This is a genomic window from Acidovorax sp. DMC1, from assembly GCF_056314325.1.
Genome location: NZ_JBQUYO010000005.1, coordinates 86,862 through 102,418, shown reverse-complemented (window position 1 = coordinate 102,418; position 15,557 = coordinate 86,862). Strand labels below are relative to the sequence as shown.

The window sequence follows — 15,557 nt, the reverse complement described above, 5'->3', positions numbered from 1 at the left end:
CCCTGCGGCACACCTTACTCATACTTCCCAGGCAGTGGGTGATTTCTCCCGTCGCTTCAATGCGCATGTGCGTTCGCGCCACCCCATGTCCTGGCCATCGCCGCCTTGTTGCCCATGAGCACTGATCTTCCCTATCTGCGTTCCTACCCCGCTTCGTTGCAGGACCAGGCGCGTGATCTGTTGCAGCAAGGCAAGCTTGGCGCGGTGCTGCTGCGCAAGTACCCGCAGGCGCATGCCGTGCGCAGCGACAAGGCGCTGTATGACTATGCGCAGGAGCTCAAGGCACGCTACCTGCGCAACGCAGGCACGGTCAACAAGGTGCTGTTCGACAACAAGATCCACGTAGTGCGCCATGCACTGGGTTTGCACACCGCCGTGTCACGCGTGCAGGGCAACCGGTTGGCCGCCAAACATGAGATTCGCATTGCCGCGATGTTCAAGCAGGCACCCGAAGAGTTCTTGCGCATGATCGTCGTCCACGAACTGGCCCACCTGCGCGAGAAGGACCACGACAAAGCCTTCTACCAGCTCTGCACCCACATGGAGCCTCAGTACCACCAGTACGAATTCGACCTGCGCCTGTACCTTACCCATGTGGAGCAGGCGGGTACGCGGCTGTGGGGCTCTGACGCTTCCTGAGGATTCAGGACTGTCAGCGCATCAGGTGCACCAGCTGATGGTGCTCCAAAAAAGATAGCTATCAGCGCATATAAAACCTGCGCTAGCGGTCTTTTTTCCCATCAAGGCACTGACACGCTCTGGCAGAGTCTGGCAGGCAGGTTCAGCCAGCGCTGGGCTGCTGCCTGCATCATGGCGACAGGGCCGGTGGTGAGCAGTTGTACGGGCTCCGAGCCCATAGGGGATGTGGGCTGGCCGGACGGTGGCAACGCGAGGAGACCGGCCGCCTCCAAGAGGCGCCGCGTCTGGCGTGCCACAGGTTCACCCGTTTCGATGAACTGAACGTCCGGCCCCACCAGTGCGCGCAACTCATGGGCCACAAAAATGTAGTGCGTGCAGCCGAGAACCAGGGTGTCCATCTGCCCGGGTCCGGTGCCAAAGCTGCCCATGGCCTGCACATAGCGTTCGCACAGCGCACCGGTCTCTGTGGCATGGACAGGGCTGCCAGGGGCAGCGGCGGGCAGGGCGACGCTGCGCTCAATGGCGTGTGCCAGACCATCGCAGGGCTGCACCACAAAATGGGCCTGGTCGGCCAGCGAGGTCATGAGCTTGCTGAACTTGGCACTGGTCAGCGTGCCCCGGGTGCCGATGACACCCACATGCCCTGTTTTGGTCACCGCCAAAGCAGGCTTCACGGCGGGCTCCAGGCCCACCAGGGGCAATTCTGGGTGGCTGCTTCGCACCTCATGGATGGCGGCTGCCGTGGCGGTATTGCATGCCACCACCAGGGCCTTGATGTGGTGCTGCTGGCACAGATACTCGGTGATGGCGTGTGTGCGGGCCGCCACAAAGGCGTCGCCGCGCTCGCCGTAGGGGGCATTGGCACTGTCGGCCAGGTACACGAAGCGCTCGTGGGGCATGGCGGCCAGCAGGGCGCGGAGCACGCTCAGCCCGCCGACGCCGCTGTCAAACACACCGATAGGAGAAGAGGCCTGCGGCATCAGGAAGCCCGTGGTTGGACAAAAGGCTGGATTGTAGGAAAACAGGAAATGCCTGCAGCGTTGGCTTTGGAGCTACGCCTCGGGCTGCGTCGCCGACCGCGCAGCTGCAGAGCACTGGGGGAAAGCAAAAGGCTCAGCGTGCGGGCGACTGGGTCTTGCTGGTGACACCGGTGGGGGCGTCCGTGACTTTCGGGTGCGACAGCAGGTAGTAGCGTTTGACCACGGTCTTTTGCCCTTCTGAGCCCCCTGCGACCAGCTCGCTGCTGATGCTCACCAGCACGCCACTGGCCTGGTTGAGCTGCGCGGTGAGTGCGCACAGATACCAGGCGGCCTCTTCGCTCGCCAATTGCGTGGTATCGGTCTGCAGGATGTCGATGCCGTGCTCACGACCATACAGGCGCGTGAGTGCGCTGCCCGTGGCAAACGATTTGCGCTTCGGGTCTTTCAGGTCGGGCACCCGTTCTACGGCTTCCCATGCCCAGCGCTTGCTTTCGGGCCACCACGTGCCCAGCAGCTCTGCATCAAACACCGTGCGCTTGCCGCCACGGAGCACGGTGAAGGTCTTGTTGAAAAAGTCCAGGGTGCGCAGTTGGCTGCCCGCCAGGTGCTGGCTGTTCAGCAGCTGTTGGCGTTCGATGTGGAATGCGATGCTGGCGTCCAGCAGCGCGGCGTCGCGGGCCGGCAGCGCGCCGCCAAAGGCGGTTTGCGCGTCATGCTGTGGAACCATGGGCGGGTTGGCGCTGGCCGCCAGGGGCAGGGCGCTGATCAGTGTGGCCAGCAGCAAGGTGCGCAGAGGCTGCTGAAGGGGCTGTGCAAACCCGTGGTTCAAAAGCATGGTGGGGGCGGCCAAGGCCGAGAAAGAGGAGTCGGATCGAACCAGCATTTTTGCCGAAGCGGGTGTAGGGATGTGTGTCGGGGCGGCCACAAAAAAACCGCCCGAAGGCGGTTCTTTGTCATTGCACCTTGTGTTGCAGCGGGCACCGTGCGGGCCCTGCCACACCAACGCGCATCAGGCCGCAGCGACGCCGATGCCCTTGAACTCGCCCGAGGCGATGCGCTTTTGCCACTCGGCCGGGCCGGTGATGTGGGCGCTGGTACCACCGGCATCCACGGCCACGGTCACGGGCATGTCCACCACGTCGAATTCGTAGATGGCTTCCATGCCCAGGTCTTCAAAGCCCACGACCTTGGCGGTCTTGATGGCCTTGGAGACCAGGTAGGCGGCGCCGCCCACGGCCATCAGGTAGGCGCTCTGGTGCTTCTTGATGGCCTCGATGGCGACCGGGCCGCGCTCGGCCTTGCCCACCATGGCGATCAGCCCAGTCTGGGCCAGCATCATTTCGGTGAAACCGTCCATGCGCGTGGCGGTGGTCGGGCCTGCGGGGCCCACGGCTTCGCCCTTCACCGGGTCCACAGGGCCCACGTAGTAGATGACGCGGTTGGTGAAGTCCACAGGCAGCTTTTCGCCCTTGGCCAGCATGTCCTGGATGCGCTTGTGCGCGGCATCGCGGCCAGTCAGCATCTTGCCGTTGAGCAGCAACGTGTCGCCGGGCTTCCAGCTGGCGACTTCTTCCTTGGTCAGCGTGTCGAGGTTGACCTTCTTGCTCTTGTTGTAGTCGGGCGCCCAGTCCACGTTAGGCCACAGGTCCAGACTGGGGGGCGTGAGGTACACGGGGCCCGAGCCGTCCATCACAAAGTGCGCATGGCGCGTTGCGGCGCAGTTGGGAATCATCGCAATCGGCTTGCTGGCCGCGTGCGTGGGGTACATCTTGATCTTGACGTCCAGCACCGTGGTCAGGCCGCCCAGGCCTTGTGCGCCAATGCCCAGGGCGTTGACCTTTTCAAACAACTCCAGGCGCAGCTTTTCGACATTGTCGAGTTCGGCCCCGCTGGCTTGCTTGGCCTGCAGCTCGTACATGTCCAGGTCGTCCATCAGGCTTTCCTTGGCCATGAGCACCGCCTTCTCGGCCGTGCCGCCAATGCCGATGCCCAGCATGCCGGGCGGGCACCAGCCAGCGCCCATGGTGGGCACGGTCTTGAGCACCCAGTCCACCACGTTGTCGCCGGGGTTGAGCATGTACATCTTGGACTTGTTCTCCGAGCCGCCGCCCTTGGCTGCCACGGTGATGTCCACGGTGTTGCCGGGCACGATCTCGGTGAAGATCACGGCGGGGGTGTTGTCCTTGGTGTTCTTGCGGGCGAACTGGGGGTCGGCCACGACCGACGCGCGCAGCGTGTTGTCGGGGTGGTTGTAGCCACGGCGCACGCCTTCGTTGATGGCGTCGTCCAGGCTGCCGGTGAAGCCTTCCCAGCGCACGTCCATGCCCACCTTCAGGAACACGTTGACGATGCCGGTGTCCTGGCAGATGGGACGCTGGCCGGTGGCGCTCATCTTGCTGTTGGTCAGGATCTGGGCGATCGCATCCTTGGCCGCAGGGCTCTTTTCGCGCTCGTAGGCGCGTGCCAGGTGGGCGATGTAGTCGGTGGGGTGGTAGTAGCTGATGTACTGCAGCGCGCCGGCAATGGATTCGATCAGGTCTTCTTGGCGAATGGTCGTCGTGGTCATGGCGGTGGGGGTTTTAGGGAAAACGCGAACCTCGAATTATCCCCCGCCGGGCTTGCGTGGTCCTGTCAGGGGCCATGGTGGGGAGCCGTCGGGTGCTGGCGCGCCATGGCCTGGCGTGGGTATGCTGCGGTCTGGTGTTTCGTTCCACTCCCATTCGCTCGCAGAGCGGCAAGGTCCACCCGTGAAAACCTCCACCCCCGCCCCGACCGCAGTCCGCACCGAAAAAGACACCTTCGGCCCCATCGATGTCCCGGCCGACCGGCTGTGGGGGGCGCAGACGCAGCGCTCGCTGCACCACTTTGCGATCTCGGGCGAGCGCATGGCGCCCGAGCTGATCCGCGCGCTGGCCCAGGTCAAGCGGGCCAGTGCCTATGTGAACCACGCGCTGGGTTTGCTCGACGCGGCCAAGACCACCGCCATCGTGGCGGCGGCGGACGAAGTGATTGGCGGCGGCCACCTGCAGGAGTTTCCGCTCGTGGTGTGGCAGACCGGCTCGGGCACCCAGACCAACATGAACATGAACGAGGTGCTGGCCAACCGCGCCAGCGAGTTGCTGGGCGGCCCGCGTGGCGAGGCGCGGCTGGTGCACCCCAACGACGAGGTGAACAAGAGCCAGTCGAGCAACGACGTGTTCCCCACCGCCATGCACCTGGCGGCGGTGGACGCGCTGATGCACCGCCTGCTGCCCGCGCTGCACGGCCTGCGCACCACGCTGGCGGCGAAGGCGAAGGCGGTTGATGGCATCGTGAAGATTGGCCGCACCCACCTTCAGGACGCCACGCCCCTCACACTGGGCCAGGAGATCTCGGGCTGGGTGGCGCAGCTGCAGCACGGTGAGCAGCATGTGCGCGCCGCGCTGCCCCACCTGGGGGAGCTGGCTCTGGGCGGCACCGCTGTGGGCACAGGGCTCAATGCGCCTGCCGGTTATGCGCAGGCCGTGGCAAAGGAGCTGGCCGACCTGACCGGCCTGCCGCTGGTCACCGCCCCCAACAAGTTCGAGGCCCTGGCCAGCTGTGATGCGCTGGTGCATGCCCACGGCGCGCTCAAGACCCTGGCGGCCAGCCTGATGAAGATTGCCAACGACGTGCGCTGGCTGGCCAGCGGCCCGCGCAGCGGGCTGGGCGAGATCACCATCCCCGAGAACGAGCCGGGCTCGTCCATCATGCCGGGCAAGGTCAACCCCACGCAGTGCGAGGCGCTGACCATGCTGTGCGCGCAGGTGCTGGGCAACGACGTGGCCATCAACATCGGCGGGGCCTCGGGCAACTTCGAGCTGAATGTGTTCCGCCCGATGGTGATCCACAACTTTTTGCAAAGCGTGCGCCTGCTGGCCGACGGCATGGCCAGCTTCAACGAGCACTGCGCCGCGGGCATCGAGCCCAACCAGGCACGTATCAACGACCTGGTGGAGCAGTCGCTGATGCTGGTGACGGCGCTGAACCCGCACATCGGCTACGACAAGGCGGCCTTCATTGCCAAGAAGGCGCACAAGGAGGGCTCCAGCCTGCGTGCCGCCGCCGTGGCCTCGGGCCATGTGACGGGCGAGCAGTTTGACCAGTGGGTAGTGCCGGGGGATATGGTGGGGCGCTGATCTCCTTGATGCAGGCCCTATGCCCGAGGCTTGCTCAGAAACGTCAGCAGCCGGCGCTCGGCAGCGCTGAGGCCGCGGGGTGATGTGGCGCCGCCAAGGCGGGCCCACACCTGCTGGCTGCGTGGGCTAGGGTCGGACGCGATCTGTGCGCCCAGCGCAAGGACGGCGGGGTGCACGTACGACTTTTTGCACACGGCGGGCGTGTTGCCCAATTGGTAGGCCACCTCGGCCAGGATGGCTTGGGCGCTGTAGCGCAGACCCTTCTCCGTGGGGTTGGCGGCATCCGCACCAGTGCAGGCTAGCCGGGTCAGCTCCAGCGCCTGCGTGGTCCCGTGCCAGGTCCGAAAGTCCTTGGCGGTAAAGCGTTCGCCGTCGGCCTTGCCAGCAGTGCGGGTGATCTCGTTCAGGTAGTCATTCACGTCGCCAGAACCCAGGGTGCGCAGGTTGCCGTCTTCATCCGCATACTGAAAAAGCTCTTGCCCCGGCAACTGCTGGCAGCGGCGCACCACGCGGGCCACCTGCGGGTCGTTCAGGGTGGTCTCTTGCTGCACCCCGCTCTTGCCGCGAAAGCGCAGCCGCAGCTCGTTGCCCTGCAGCCGCGCATGCCGCGTGCGCAGCGTTGTCAGGCCATACGAGCGGTTGGTGCTGGCGTATTCCTCATTGCCGACGCGCAGAAAAGTGGTGTCCAGCAGGCGCACCAGCGTGGCCAGCAGCCGCTCGCGCGTGAGCACCGGGCCTCGGCGGGGTGTGGCCAGGTCGCGCGCCACGCGGGCCCGGATGCGCGGCAGCGCCCTGCCAAAGGCCTGCATGTGCTCGAACTTGCCTTCGTCCCGCTGCTGGCGCCACATGGCGTGGTAGCGGTACTGGCGCCGCCCGCGTGCATCGAGCCCGGTGGCCTGCAGGTGTCCGTTGGGCAGGGGGCAGATCCACACCTGGGTGTAGGCCGGCGGGATGGCCAGGCGCCGGATGCGATCGATCTCTGCCGGGTCTTGCAGCCATTGGCCATCAGGCAGGCGGTAGCGAAACGCCTTGGCGCCGCAGCGTACCCGGGTAATGCCCGGCAGTGTGGGGCTGACGTACACCAAGCCACCTTGCAGTCCGGGTGATGGGGAGGGCGCGGGTGCGGATGAGCGGGCCGAGGATGGGGGGCCGGGCTTGGGGGATGCGGGCATGAGGGGCAGTGGAAAAAGCCGGTGAGTGGGCTTTGATCACACCCGCTGGTGCCCGCGAGCGGTGTAGGCCTGTGGCGTGCGCTGCGGTGAGCGACCCGCGCAACCGTGCTGTGGAATCCGTGCCGCGATGTGGTGCGAAAAGAGGCTGTGGCGCATATCGAATATGCGCTTGTTGCTATCAAAAGCGTATCAATCTGGCGCCGTCGGATCCAGCGCAAAGCCCACGCCATACACCGACCGGATCCAGTCGCTGCCGTCTGTGCTGGCGGCCTTGAGCTTCTTGCGCAGGTTCTTGATGTGGCTGTCGATGGCGCGCTCGTTCACGTCCAGCGTGTCGTCATAGGCCTGGTCCAGCAACTGGGCCCGGGAGAAGATGCGCCCGGTCTGCCGCGCCAGCACCTGCAGCAGCTTGAACTCGCGGCGGGTCAGTCCCAGCGGCCTGCCGTGCAATGTGGCTTGCCAGTGCGATTCGTCCAGCATCAAGGCGGCGGTGGTTGTCTGGTGGGCTGGCGGCTCTTGTGCGGCAGCGGTGCGGCGCAGCACGGCCTTGACGCGGGCCACCACCTCGCGCGGTGAAAACGGTTTGCAGATGTAGTCGTCCGCTCCCAGCTCCAGACCGATGAGGCGGTCCACTTCTTCCACACGGGCCGTGAGCATGATGATGGGGTGCTGCGTGTGGCGCCGCGCCTGGCGCAACATCTCCAGGCCGTCCATGCCGGGCAGCATGATGTCCAGCAGCGTGAGGTCGGGCGGTGTGGTGATGAGGCTGGCGAGGGCTGCGCGGCCTTCGGCCTGGTGCTCCACCGTGTAGCCCGCGTGGCGCAGGTAGTCCACCACGATGGCGGCGATGTCGGGTTCGTCTTCGACGACAAGAATGCGGGGGCTCATGAAGGGTTGTCCAGCAAGGGCAGTTGCAGCGTGATGCGCAGTCCGCCGAGGGGGGAGGGTTCGGCCGTCAGTGTGCCGCCGTGCGCGAGCACGATGGCGCGGCAGATCGCCAGGCCCAGGCCTGATCCGCCGTGGTCGCGGTTGCGCGAGGTTTCGGCGCGGTACAGGCGGTCAAAGATGCGGGGCAGCTCGTGTGCGGGCACGCCGGGCGCGCTGTCGTCCAGCTGCACCTGCAGCTGTGGAACTCCATCAGCCGGTGGCAGCAGGCGCGCCGCAATGCGCAGCAGGCCGCCCGCGTCGGTGTAGCGCAGGCTGTTTTCCAGCAGGTTCAAAAACACCTGGTGCAGCTGCTGTGCGTCGCCGCGCACCAGGGGTGCGGGCTGAGCAGTGCCCTGTGCGGTCAGGGCGTCCAGACCGGTGGTGTCCACATCAATGCCAGCCTGCGCCAGACGGGGGCGCATGGAGGCCAGCGCCTCGCCCAGGAGCGACAGCGGGTGCACGGGCACCTGGGCCGAGGGCGCGCTGGTGCCCGCCGCATCCAGGCTGGCGCGCAGGTCGCCCACCAGCTGGATCAGGCGCATCACCTGCCGGTGCAGGCGCAGCGCGGTCTTGTCGTCAAAGGGGCGGATGCCGTCCTGCACAGCCTCGATCTCGGCGCGCATGGCGGCCAGGGGTGTGCGCAGCTCGTGGGCCACGTCGCCCAGCCACTGGCGGCGGCTGGCCTCGATGCTGCCCAGTTGTTCGGCCATGGTGTTGAAGGTGCGGGCGAGTTGGGCCAGTTCGTCGTTGCCATGCACGGGCACGCGGGTGTGCAGGTGGCCCTGCGCAATGCCGCGCGCCCCGGTGGCCAGGGCCTCGACCGGGGCCAGCCAGCGCCGCGCGAGCCAGCCCGACAGCAGCAGCGCCAGGGCCAGACCGGCGAGGCCCGTCCACGCCACAAAGCCCAGGTGCTGCGCCAGAAAGGCCTGGTCGGCCTCGCTGCGCACGCCCTGGGGCGGTGCGAGCACGAGGTGCCCAATGACCTGGCCGCTGGCGCCGCGCAATGCCAGGCGGGCGCCCCCGGGCTGGGGCGCGGTGCCTGCGACTAACTGGTCTTGCGCGTCCAGCAGGCCCAGGCGGGGGTAGATGTCATCGGGGTGGCGCTGGGGCGGCGCAGCGCCACGGTCCATGGGGCGCAGGTCGTCGTTGGGCGGGCGCGGGGGCGGGCCATTGCCCGGGTCGGTGCCGCGGGCACCTTGGCTGTCGTTGGCCGCAGGGGCACTGGCCGGGCTGGCAGGCTGCATCAAGAGGCCAGATTGCGCGGAGGGGGGCGGGGACGCAGACGGCGCGGCAAAGGGATTGCTGTGGTCCGGTGGCGGGCCACTGGGCGGGCGGGAACCGCCGGGCCCGCGCGGGCCGCCGCTCGGGTGGGTGTGCCGTCCCCACAGGGAGGGCTGCCCGCGCAGGCTGTCCCAGCCGCCCGTCTGGGTGTGGTGGGCTTGCAGGCGCTCGGCCAGCCAGTCCATGCGGGCCAGCTCGATCTCGGCGACATACGGCCCCAGGCCCCGCTGCAGCCCCAGGCGTGAGAACCCCACAAAGATCAGCAGCAGCGCCAGCAGCAGCGCGGCCAGGGCGATGAAGGCTTTGCGGTGCAGCGTCAGGTGGGGCACGGGGACGAGGGAGCGCAGGGGCGGCATGGTGGGTCAGCGGGCGGGGGGCGGGCCACCCGCGCCGGGGCCACCGGGCCCGCCAGCGGGCATGGCCACCAGGGTGCCGTCCATTGTGCGGCAAGTGCCGGCCAGGGTTTTGCCGTCGGGCATGGTGAGCGTGACGGAGGCGCCTTCGGTCTTGCCCTTGCAGGCGGCGTAGGCATCTGGAGGCGGCGCGGGCGGTGTGCCGCGGGCGGGCTGGGCGTGGCTGGGGGTTGCAGCGGCCAGGGAGATCAGAGCCAGGCTGGCGAGAAGGGTGTGCATCTGTTGCATGGTGTGCCTTAGAAATGAGCGGAAGAAGCGATGGGGAGGGGCTCAGACCGCGATGGAGATCGTGATGCTGGCGGAGTAGCCACCGCCGGAGTTGGCCTGCATGGTGGTCATCTCCAGATCGGTGCCGTCGCTGAACACGTTGTCAGTGGCGAAGGTGATGGAGGCCAGGTTGCGCACGCTGGCGCTGTAGCCGGAATTGGCGCTGTATATGCTGCTGAGCAGCGCGGTGGGAAAGGCTAGCTGCGTGGTCTTGATCTTGTTGGCGGCCTTCGTCGCCGATGCCAGCGTGGGGTAGATCTCCAGGTGCATGTGGGGCATGCGGCCTGCATAGCAGCCCGGCACGATGGTGGTGAAGGTGACGGTGCCGTTGGCATCCGTGGCCTGCACGCCGCGCAGGTAGTTGTCGGCGATGTTGTTGGAGGAATAGACGGAGTAGTTGCCGTCCTGCGTGCAGTGCCACAGGTAGATGGCGTACCCCGACAGCGGTGCACAACTGGCCTTGGTGTTGGTGAGCGTGATGGTGATGGACAGCGGCACGCCACTGACTTGGCTGGACGAACCCACCGAGCTGCGGATGTCCGAACGCACGATGCCGCTGAGTGCGAGCACGTTGTAAGTGTTGTTGCTGGCCGTGGAACCGTCGGCAGGGTAGGGGCCGGCGGTTTCCTCGGGTACGACGGAGCAGGTGGTGGTTGTGCCGGTGCCCGTTCCCGTGCCGGTCCCTGATCCGGTGCCGGTGCCGCTGCCCGTGCCCGAACCGGAGTCTGTACCAGTGCCTGCGTCGGTGCTGGTGCTGTCGCCACCTCCGCCGCAGCCCCACAGGCTGGCAGCGCCCAGGGAGCCCAGCACGCTCAATGCCAGGCGGCGGCTGGTGGCGGCGGGTGGTGTGAGGGAGGCCGCTGCGGCAGGTGCAGGTGCCGTGGCGGCTGTAGGGACAAGAGCGTGCAGAGGGGGCATGGATTTCTCCTTCAGGTGGGTCTGCACCGCAATGTGCCTACCGATTGAGGAGAAATCTGGGAGCGCTGCCGGGCGCTGCCTGCTGAAGTGTGATCACTTCAAATTTGATAGCTGCCAGCGTATATTCCACTAGCGCTATGGGCAATTTTGACTGATATTTTGCCCTGGGCGGGCGCAGCGGCGCCGGGCCGCCCAGGGGCTCCCGCTGTGCTCAGTGGCTGTCGGACGAGTGCGACATCAGACGGTCGGTCAGCGCAATCGCCAGGGCGCTGAGCAGGAACACCACATGGATGATGGTCTGCCACATCAGCACCTTGAGGTCGTAGTTGGCGGCGTTGATGAAGGTCTTGAGCAGGTGGATGGAGCTGATGCCGATGATGGCGGTGGCCAGCTTGACCTTGAGCACCGAGGCGTTCACGTGGCTCAGCCACTCGGGCTGGTCGGGGTGGTCTTCGAGGTGCAGGCGTGAGACAAAGGTCTCGTAGCCGCCCACGATCACCATGATCAGCAGGTTGGAGATCATCACCACGTCGATCAGCGCCAGCACCACCAGCATGATGATGGTCTCGTTGAGCGCGGTGACCTGGAAATCACTCTTGTAACCAATGCTGGACACCAGGCTTTGCAGGGCCGTCGTATTGCCAAAGGCGGCTTCGATGAGGTGCACCAGCTCCACCCAGAAATGGAAGACGTACACCGCCTGCGCCAGGATCAGGCCCAGATACAGCGGCAATTGCAGCCACCGGCTGGCGAAGATCATGGAAGGCAGGGGGCGCAGTGGCGCGGGGGGCTTGTGTTGGGGAGAGGACATGGCACTCGCAAAGGGTTGCAGGAGGCGCGATTTTAGGGGGCGCGAATGTCTTCGCGATGGCATGCTGGGCGGAGCCTGTCGTGCCCGGGCCCGTCGCCGGGAACGACCTCACCGCTGGCGTGGGGGAGGCCGCGCAGCCTGCGCCCGGCGGGCCGCGATGGCGTACTCTGTAAGCTTCGCGCCAGTCAGTGGCCTGTAAGTGCCGCGCCCGACAGTACCGCCCAATTCCAATTCCCATTAGATCCAGGAGACAACACCATGAGTGCGCCCACATCCGCCATCGAGTCCGTGCTGGTTGAGAACCGCGTGTTCCCGCCCTCGGACGCCATTGTCAAAGCCGCGCGCGTGTCCGGCATGGCGGGCTATGAGGCGCTGTGTGCCGAAGCCGAGAAGGACTTCGAGGGCTTCTGGGCGCGCCAGGCACAGGCCAACCTGCAGTGGACCAAGCCTTTCACGCGCACCCTGGACGGGTCCAACGCGCCGTTCTTCCAGTGGTTTGCAGATGGTGAACTCAACGCATCGGCCAACTGCCTCGACCGCCACATCGGCACAGCCACCGAAAACAAGACCGCCGTCATCTTCGAAGCCGACGATGGCACCGTCACCAAGATCACCTACAAAGAGCTGCTCGCCCGCGTGAGCCAGTTTGCCAACGCGCTCAAGGCCCACGGTGTGGCCAAGGGCGACCGCGTGCTGATCTACATGCCCATGACCATCGAAGGCGTGGTGGCGATGCAGGCCTGCGCGCGCATTGGCGCCACGCACAGCGTGGTGTTTGGCGGCTTCAGCGCCAAGGCCGTGCACGAGCGCATCATCGACGCCGGTGCCGTGGCCGTGATCACCGCCAACTACCAGATGCGCGGCGGCAAGGAGCTGCCGCTCAAGGCCATCATCGATGAAGCCCTGGCCATGGGTGGTTGCGACACCATCCGCAACGTGTTCGTCTACCAGCGTACGGCCACGGCCTGCAACATGGTGGCCGGGCGCGACAAGACCTTTGCCGAAGCCTTGGCTGGCCAAAGCACCGAATGCGCCCCGGTGGCCGTGGGTGCCGAGCACCCGCTGTTCATCCTGTACACCAGCGGCTCCACCGGCAAGCCCAAGGGCGTGCAGCACAGCACCGGCGGCTATCTGCTGTGGGCCAAGATGACCATGGACTGGACGTTCGACCTGCGCGCCGACGACGTATTCTGGTGCACGGCCGACATCGGCTGGATCACGGGCCACACCTACGTGGCCTACGGCCCGCTGGCGGCAGGCGCCACACAGATCATCTTTGAAGGCATCCCCACCTTCCCGAACGCAGGCCGCTTCTGGCAGATGATCGAGCGTCACAAGTGCACCATCTTCTACACCGCTCCCACGGCCATCCGCTCGCTCATCAAGGCCGCCGAGTCCGACGAGGCGGTGCACCCCGCGCGCTCCAACCTGTCGAGCCTGCGCATCCTGGGCAGCGTGGGTGAGCCTATCAACCCCGAAGCCTGGATGTGGTACCACAAGAACGTGGGTGGCGAGCGTTGCCCTATCGTGGACACCTTCTGGCAGACTGAAACCGGCGGCCACGTCATCACCCCGCTGCCGGGTGCCACGCCGCTGGTGCCCGGCAGCTGCACGCTGCCGCTGCCCGGTATCACGGCCGCCATCGTGGACGAAATGGGCAACGACGTGCCCAATGGCTCGGGCGGCATCCTGGTCATCAAGAAGCCCTGGCCCAGCATGATCCGCACCATCTGGAACGACCCTGAACGCTTCAAGAAGAGCTACTTCCCTGAAGAACTCAAGGGCTACTACCTGGCGGGTGACGGCGCCGTGCGCAGCGCCGACCGGGGCTACTTCCGCATCACGGGCCGCATCGACGACGTGCTGAACGTGTCGGGCCACCGCATGGGCACGATGGAGATCGAATCGGCCCTGGTCGCCAAGACCGACCTCGTGGCCGAAGCCGCCGTGGTGGGCCGCCCGGATGACGTGACCGGCGAGGCCATCTGCGCATTTGTGGTGCTCAAGCGCTCGCGCCCAACGGGCGAAGAAGCCAAGCAGATCGCCAACGAGCTGCGCAACTGGGTGGCCAAGGAAATCGGCCCCATTGCCAAGCCGAAGGACATCCGCTTTGGCGACAACCTGCCCAAGACCCGCAGCGGCAAAATCATGCGCCGCCTGCTGCGCAGCATCGCCAAGGGCGAGGCCATCACCCAAGACACCAGCACGCTGGAGAATCCGGCAATTCTGGATCAGTTGGCTCAGACCAACTGATCCAGAAGGCGCCGTGCAACGGCGCCAGCGCGCAGCGCTTGCCGGATTCGGGGACATTCATATCTCGCAGCGATGTGATGTGGCCCCAAAACCCGTTGATCATCACCCCGGCACGTGATCGAAACAGCGGGCCCGCTCACCCGGCAGGCTCGCAGCGCGCTTTGTAGGACGCAATCTCCAATTACTCCTCTGGAGCGTGTGAATCCCTGTGCATGCGTTACAACGGCAGCATGGCGTGACCGGTCATCGTGGCCGGGCGCCGCTGACCGGAGATTTCACATGCAACTGCGTTCCTTCGTTTTGCTGCTGACCGTGCTGGCCATCGCCGCACTGGCTGCCCTGAACTGGCCCACGCTGGCGGCTCCCTCCCTCGTATCGTTGGGAGTTGTGTCGTTTGAGGCTCCCCTCGGCCTGCTGATGCTGGCCCTCACCACGTTGTTGGGCATCTTCTTTTTGGCGTATGTGTTGTCGCTGCAGGGCTCGGTGCTGCTCGAAACCCGCCGCCACACCAAAGAGCTGCAGGCGCAGCGCGAACTGGCCGACAAGGCCGAGGCGTCCCGCTTCACGGAGCTGCGTGCCTTTCTGGAGGCCCAGCACAGCCAAGCCCATGCAGCCGTGCTGGCGCGTCTGGACCACCTGGAAGCCCGTCTCGCGGCGCGCGCCGAGGAGTCTGACAACACCACGGCGGCCTATGTGGGGCAGCTGGAGCAGCAGCTGCGCTCCCGCCATGCGCTGGGGACGCCTGTCGTTTAGTCCCGCGCTACTGCAGGAACCGGAGCAGGTTCCTGCGCTCTTGGTTCCATCGCTGCAAAGCGTCTGAGCACCAAAGCGTCCGGGCACAAAAAAGCCGCGTCACATGGTGCACGGCTTTTTTCATGGGTTCTATCGGGCGTCAAACCCGGAACCCTTGGGCTTCAGCCAATTACTTCTGCGTCAGCACCCAGGCGGCCAGCTTCTTGGCTTCGGCGTCATTCACTTGGGCGTTGGCGGGCATGGGCACCGGGCCCCACACGCCAGAGCCACCCTTGATGATCTTGGCTGCCAGCTTGTCCACAGCGTCCTTCTGACCCGCGTATTTGGCTGCCACGTCCTTGTAGGCAGGGCCCACCAGTTTCTTGTCCACTGCGTGGCAAGCCATGCAGTTCTTGGAGGTGGCCAAGGCCAGGTCGGCCATCGCGGGTGCCGCAACCGACAGCGTCAAGGCGAGGGTGATCAGGGAACGCTTCATGGTGGGAATTCCTGTGGTTGAGTTACAGTGCTTTTAATGCGATTGTAGTGACTTGGGTTGACACGCAGTTGTCCTTGGTCAATCCCGCTTTTCGCGGCATTTTTTGGAGAGAGCGATGTATCTGCTGGGTCTGTCCCTTCTCATTCTGGCACTCAAGTATTTCGAGATCGGCCCTGTGGCCACATGGTCGTGGTGGTGGGTGCTGGCCCCCTTTGCCGCCACGGCGCTGTGGTGGGCCTGGGCTGATTCCACCGGCTACACCAAGCGCAAGGCCATGGAAAAGATGGATCAGCGCAAAAAGGACCGCATCAACAAGCATAAGGAAGCCTTGGGCATTCGCCCACGCAAGCCGCGCTGACACTGGCGCTGGTCCCGCCTCAAGGGGCTCATGGTGGTCTGCGCGATGAGTTTTTTCTGGCCGTCTATTCAACAAAAAGCCCGCAGTACATCGCGTACTGCGGGCTTTTTGTTGTGAGCCGACCACCTGGAGAAAGACGTCCGCCGGAGCCTC

Annotated in this window: 15 protein-coding genes; 5 read left to right on the top strand and 10 right to left on the bottom strand. The window is 65.8% G+C overall.

What is annotated here, in order from left to right; translation table 11 throughout:
• The first annotated feature begins 114 nt into the window (after nt 1-114).
• Nucleotides 115-639, top strand: coding sequence for a M48 metallopeptidase family protein (locus ACT531_RS12465; RefSeq protein WP_209820033.1), 525 nt, complete (start codon nt 115-117; stop codon nt 637-639).
• Between the two features lie 101 nt (nt 640-740).
• Here the strand turns inward: ACT531_RS12465 and murI are convergent, their stop codons facing one another.
• From murI to ACT531_RS12450, 3 genes are all read right to left on the bottom strand, one after another.
• A complete protein-coding gene (murI, locus tag ACT531_RS12460; protein WP_015014839.1) occupies nt 741-1,619 on the bottom strand; it encodes a glutamate racemase in 879 nt (292 codons plus the stop codon).
• A gap of 133 nt (nt 1,620-1,752) precedes the next feature.
• On the bottom strand, nt 1,753-2,454 hold the full coding sequence (locus ACT531_RS12455; RefSeq protein WP_172727760.1) for a DUF6882 domain-containing protein: 702 nt from the start codon (nt 2,452-2,454) through the stop codon (nt 1,753-1,755).
• Nucleotides 2,455-2,628: 174 nt separating this feature from the next.
• Complete coding sequence (locus ACT531_RS12450; RefSeq protein ID WP_110961104.1) at nt 2,629-4,185, bottom strand: fumarate hydratase; 1,557 nt, start codon at nt 4,183-4,185, stop codon at nt 2,629-2,631.
• Nucleotides 4,186-4,366: 181 nt separating this feature from the next.
• On the opposite strand from ACT531_RS12450, the gene fumC reads away from it, so the two are divergent.
• Nucleotides 4,367-5,776: a class II fumarate hydratase gene (gene fumC, locus ACT531_RS12445; protein ID WP_476017619.1), complete on the top strand. Its 1,410-nt coding sequence runs from the start codon at nt 4,367-4,369 to the stop codon at nt 5,774-5,776.
• 17 nt (nt 5,777-5,793) lie between these two features.
• Here the strand turns inward: fumC and ACT531_RS12440 are convergent, their stop codons facing one another.
• The 6 genes from ACT531_RS12440 to ACT531_RS12415 all read right to left on the bottom strand — a co-directional run bounded on the left by ACT531_RS12440 (nt 5,794) and on the right by ACT531_RS12415 (nt 11,565).
• Entirely contained in the window at nt 5,794-6,948 is a 1,155-nt protein-coding gene (locus tag ACT531_RS12440) for a DNA topoisomerase IB (RefSeq protein ID WP_476017618.1), read from the bottom strand.
• A gap of 189 nt (nt 6,949-7,137) precedes the next feature.
• Nucleotides 7,138-7,836 carry a response regulator gene (locus tag ACT531_RS12435; RefSeq protein WP_476017617.1) on the bottom strand — a complete coding sequence of 233 codons (699 nt, stop codon included), beginning with the start codon at nt 7,834-7,836 and terminating at the stop codon, nt 7,138-7,140.
• Complete coding sequence (locus ACT531_RS12430; RefSeq protein ID WP_476017616.1) at nt 7,833-9,512, bottom strand: ATP-binding protein; 1,680 nt, start codon at nt 9,510-9,512, stop codon at nt 7,833-7,835. The genes ACT531_RS12435 and ACT531_RS12430 overlap by 4 nt, the downstream gene beginning before the upstream one ends.
• Before the next feature lie 6 nt (nt 9,513-9,518).
• Nucleotides 9,519-9,797, bottom strand: a complete 279-nt coding sequence (locus ACT531_RS12425) for a hypothetical protein (RefSeq protein WP_476017615.1) — start codon at nt 9,795-9,797, stop codon at nt 9,519-9,521.
• Nucleotides 9,798-9,839: 42 nt separating this feature from the next.
• Complete coding sequence (locus tag ACT531_RS12420) at nt 9,840-10,754, bottom strand: dioxygenase family protein (protein WP_476017614.1); 915 nt, start codon at nt 10,752-10,754, stop codon at nt 9,840-9,842.
• A gap of 211 nt (nt 10,755-10,965) precedes the next feature.
• Nucleotides 10,966-11,565, bottom strand: coding sequence for a TIGR00645 family protein (locus ACT531_RS12415; protein WP_060984978.1), 600 nt, complete (start codon nt 11,563-11,565; stop codon nt 10,966-10,968).
• Nucleotides 11,566-11,823: 258 nt separating this feature from the next.
• Here ACT531_RS12415 and acs point away from each other — a divergent pair, with 258 nt between their 5' ends.
• Both acs and ACT531_RS12405 read left to right on the top strand, forming a co-directional pair.
• The gene (gene acs / locus ACT531_RS12410; protein WP_476017613.1) at nt 11,824-13,818 is read left to right on the top strand and encodes an acetate--CoA ligase; all 1,995 of its coding nucleotides are present in this window, start codon (nt 11,824-11,826) and stop codon (nt 13,816-13,818) included.
• A 279-nt stretch (nt 13,819-14,097) separates the two neighbouring features.
• Complete coding sequence (locus ACT531_RS12405) at nt 14,098-14,571, top strand: LapA family protein (protein ID WP_110961111.1); 474 nt, start codon at nt 14,098-14,100, stop codon at nt 14,569-14,571.
• 169 nt (nt 14,572-14,740) lie between these two features.
• On the opposite strand, the gene ACT531_RS12400 is transcribed toward ACT531_RS12405, so the two are convergent.
• Complete coding sequence (locus tag ACT531_RS12400; protein ID WP_015014827.1) at nt 14,741-15,046, bottom strand: c-type cytochrome; 306 nt, start codon at nt 15,044-15,046, stop codon at nt 14,741-14,743.
• Between the two features lie 115 nt (nt 15,047-15,161).
• On the opposite strand from ACT531_RS12400, the gene ACT531_RS12395 reads away from it, so the two are divergent.
• A complete protein-coding gene (locus ACT531_RS12395) occupies nt 15,162-15,404 on the top strand; it encodes a TIGR04438 family Trp-rich protein (RefSeq protein ID WP_015014826.1) in 243 nt (80 codons plus the stop codon).
• Nucleotides 15,405-15,557 lie beyond the last annotated feature (153 nt).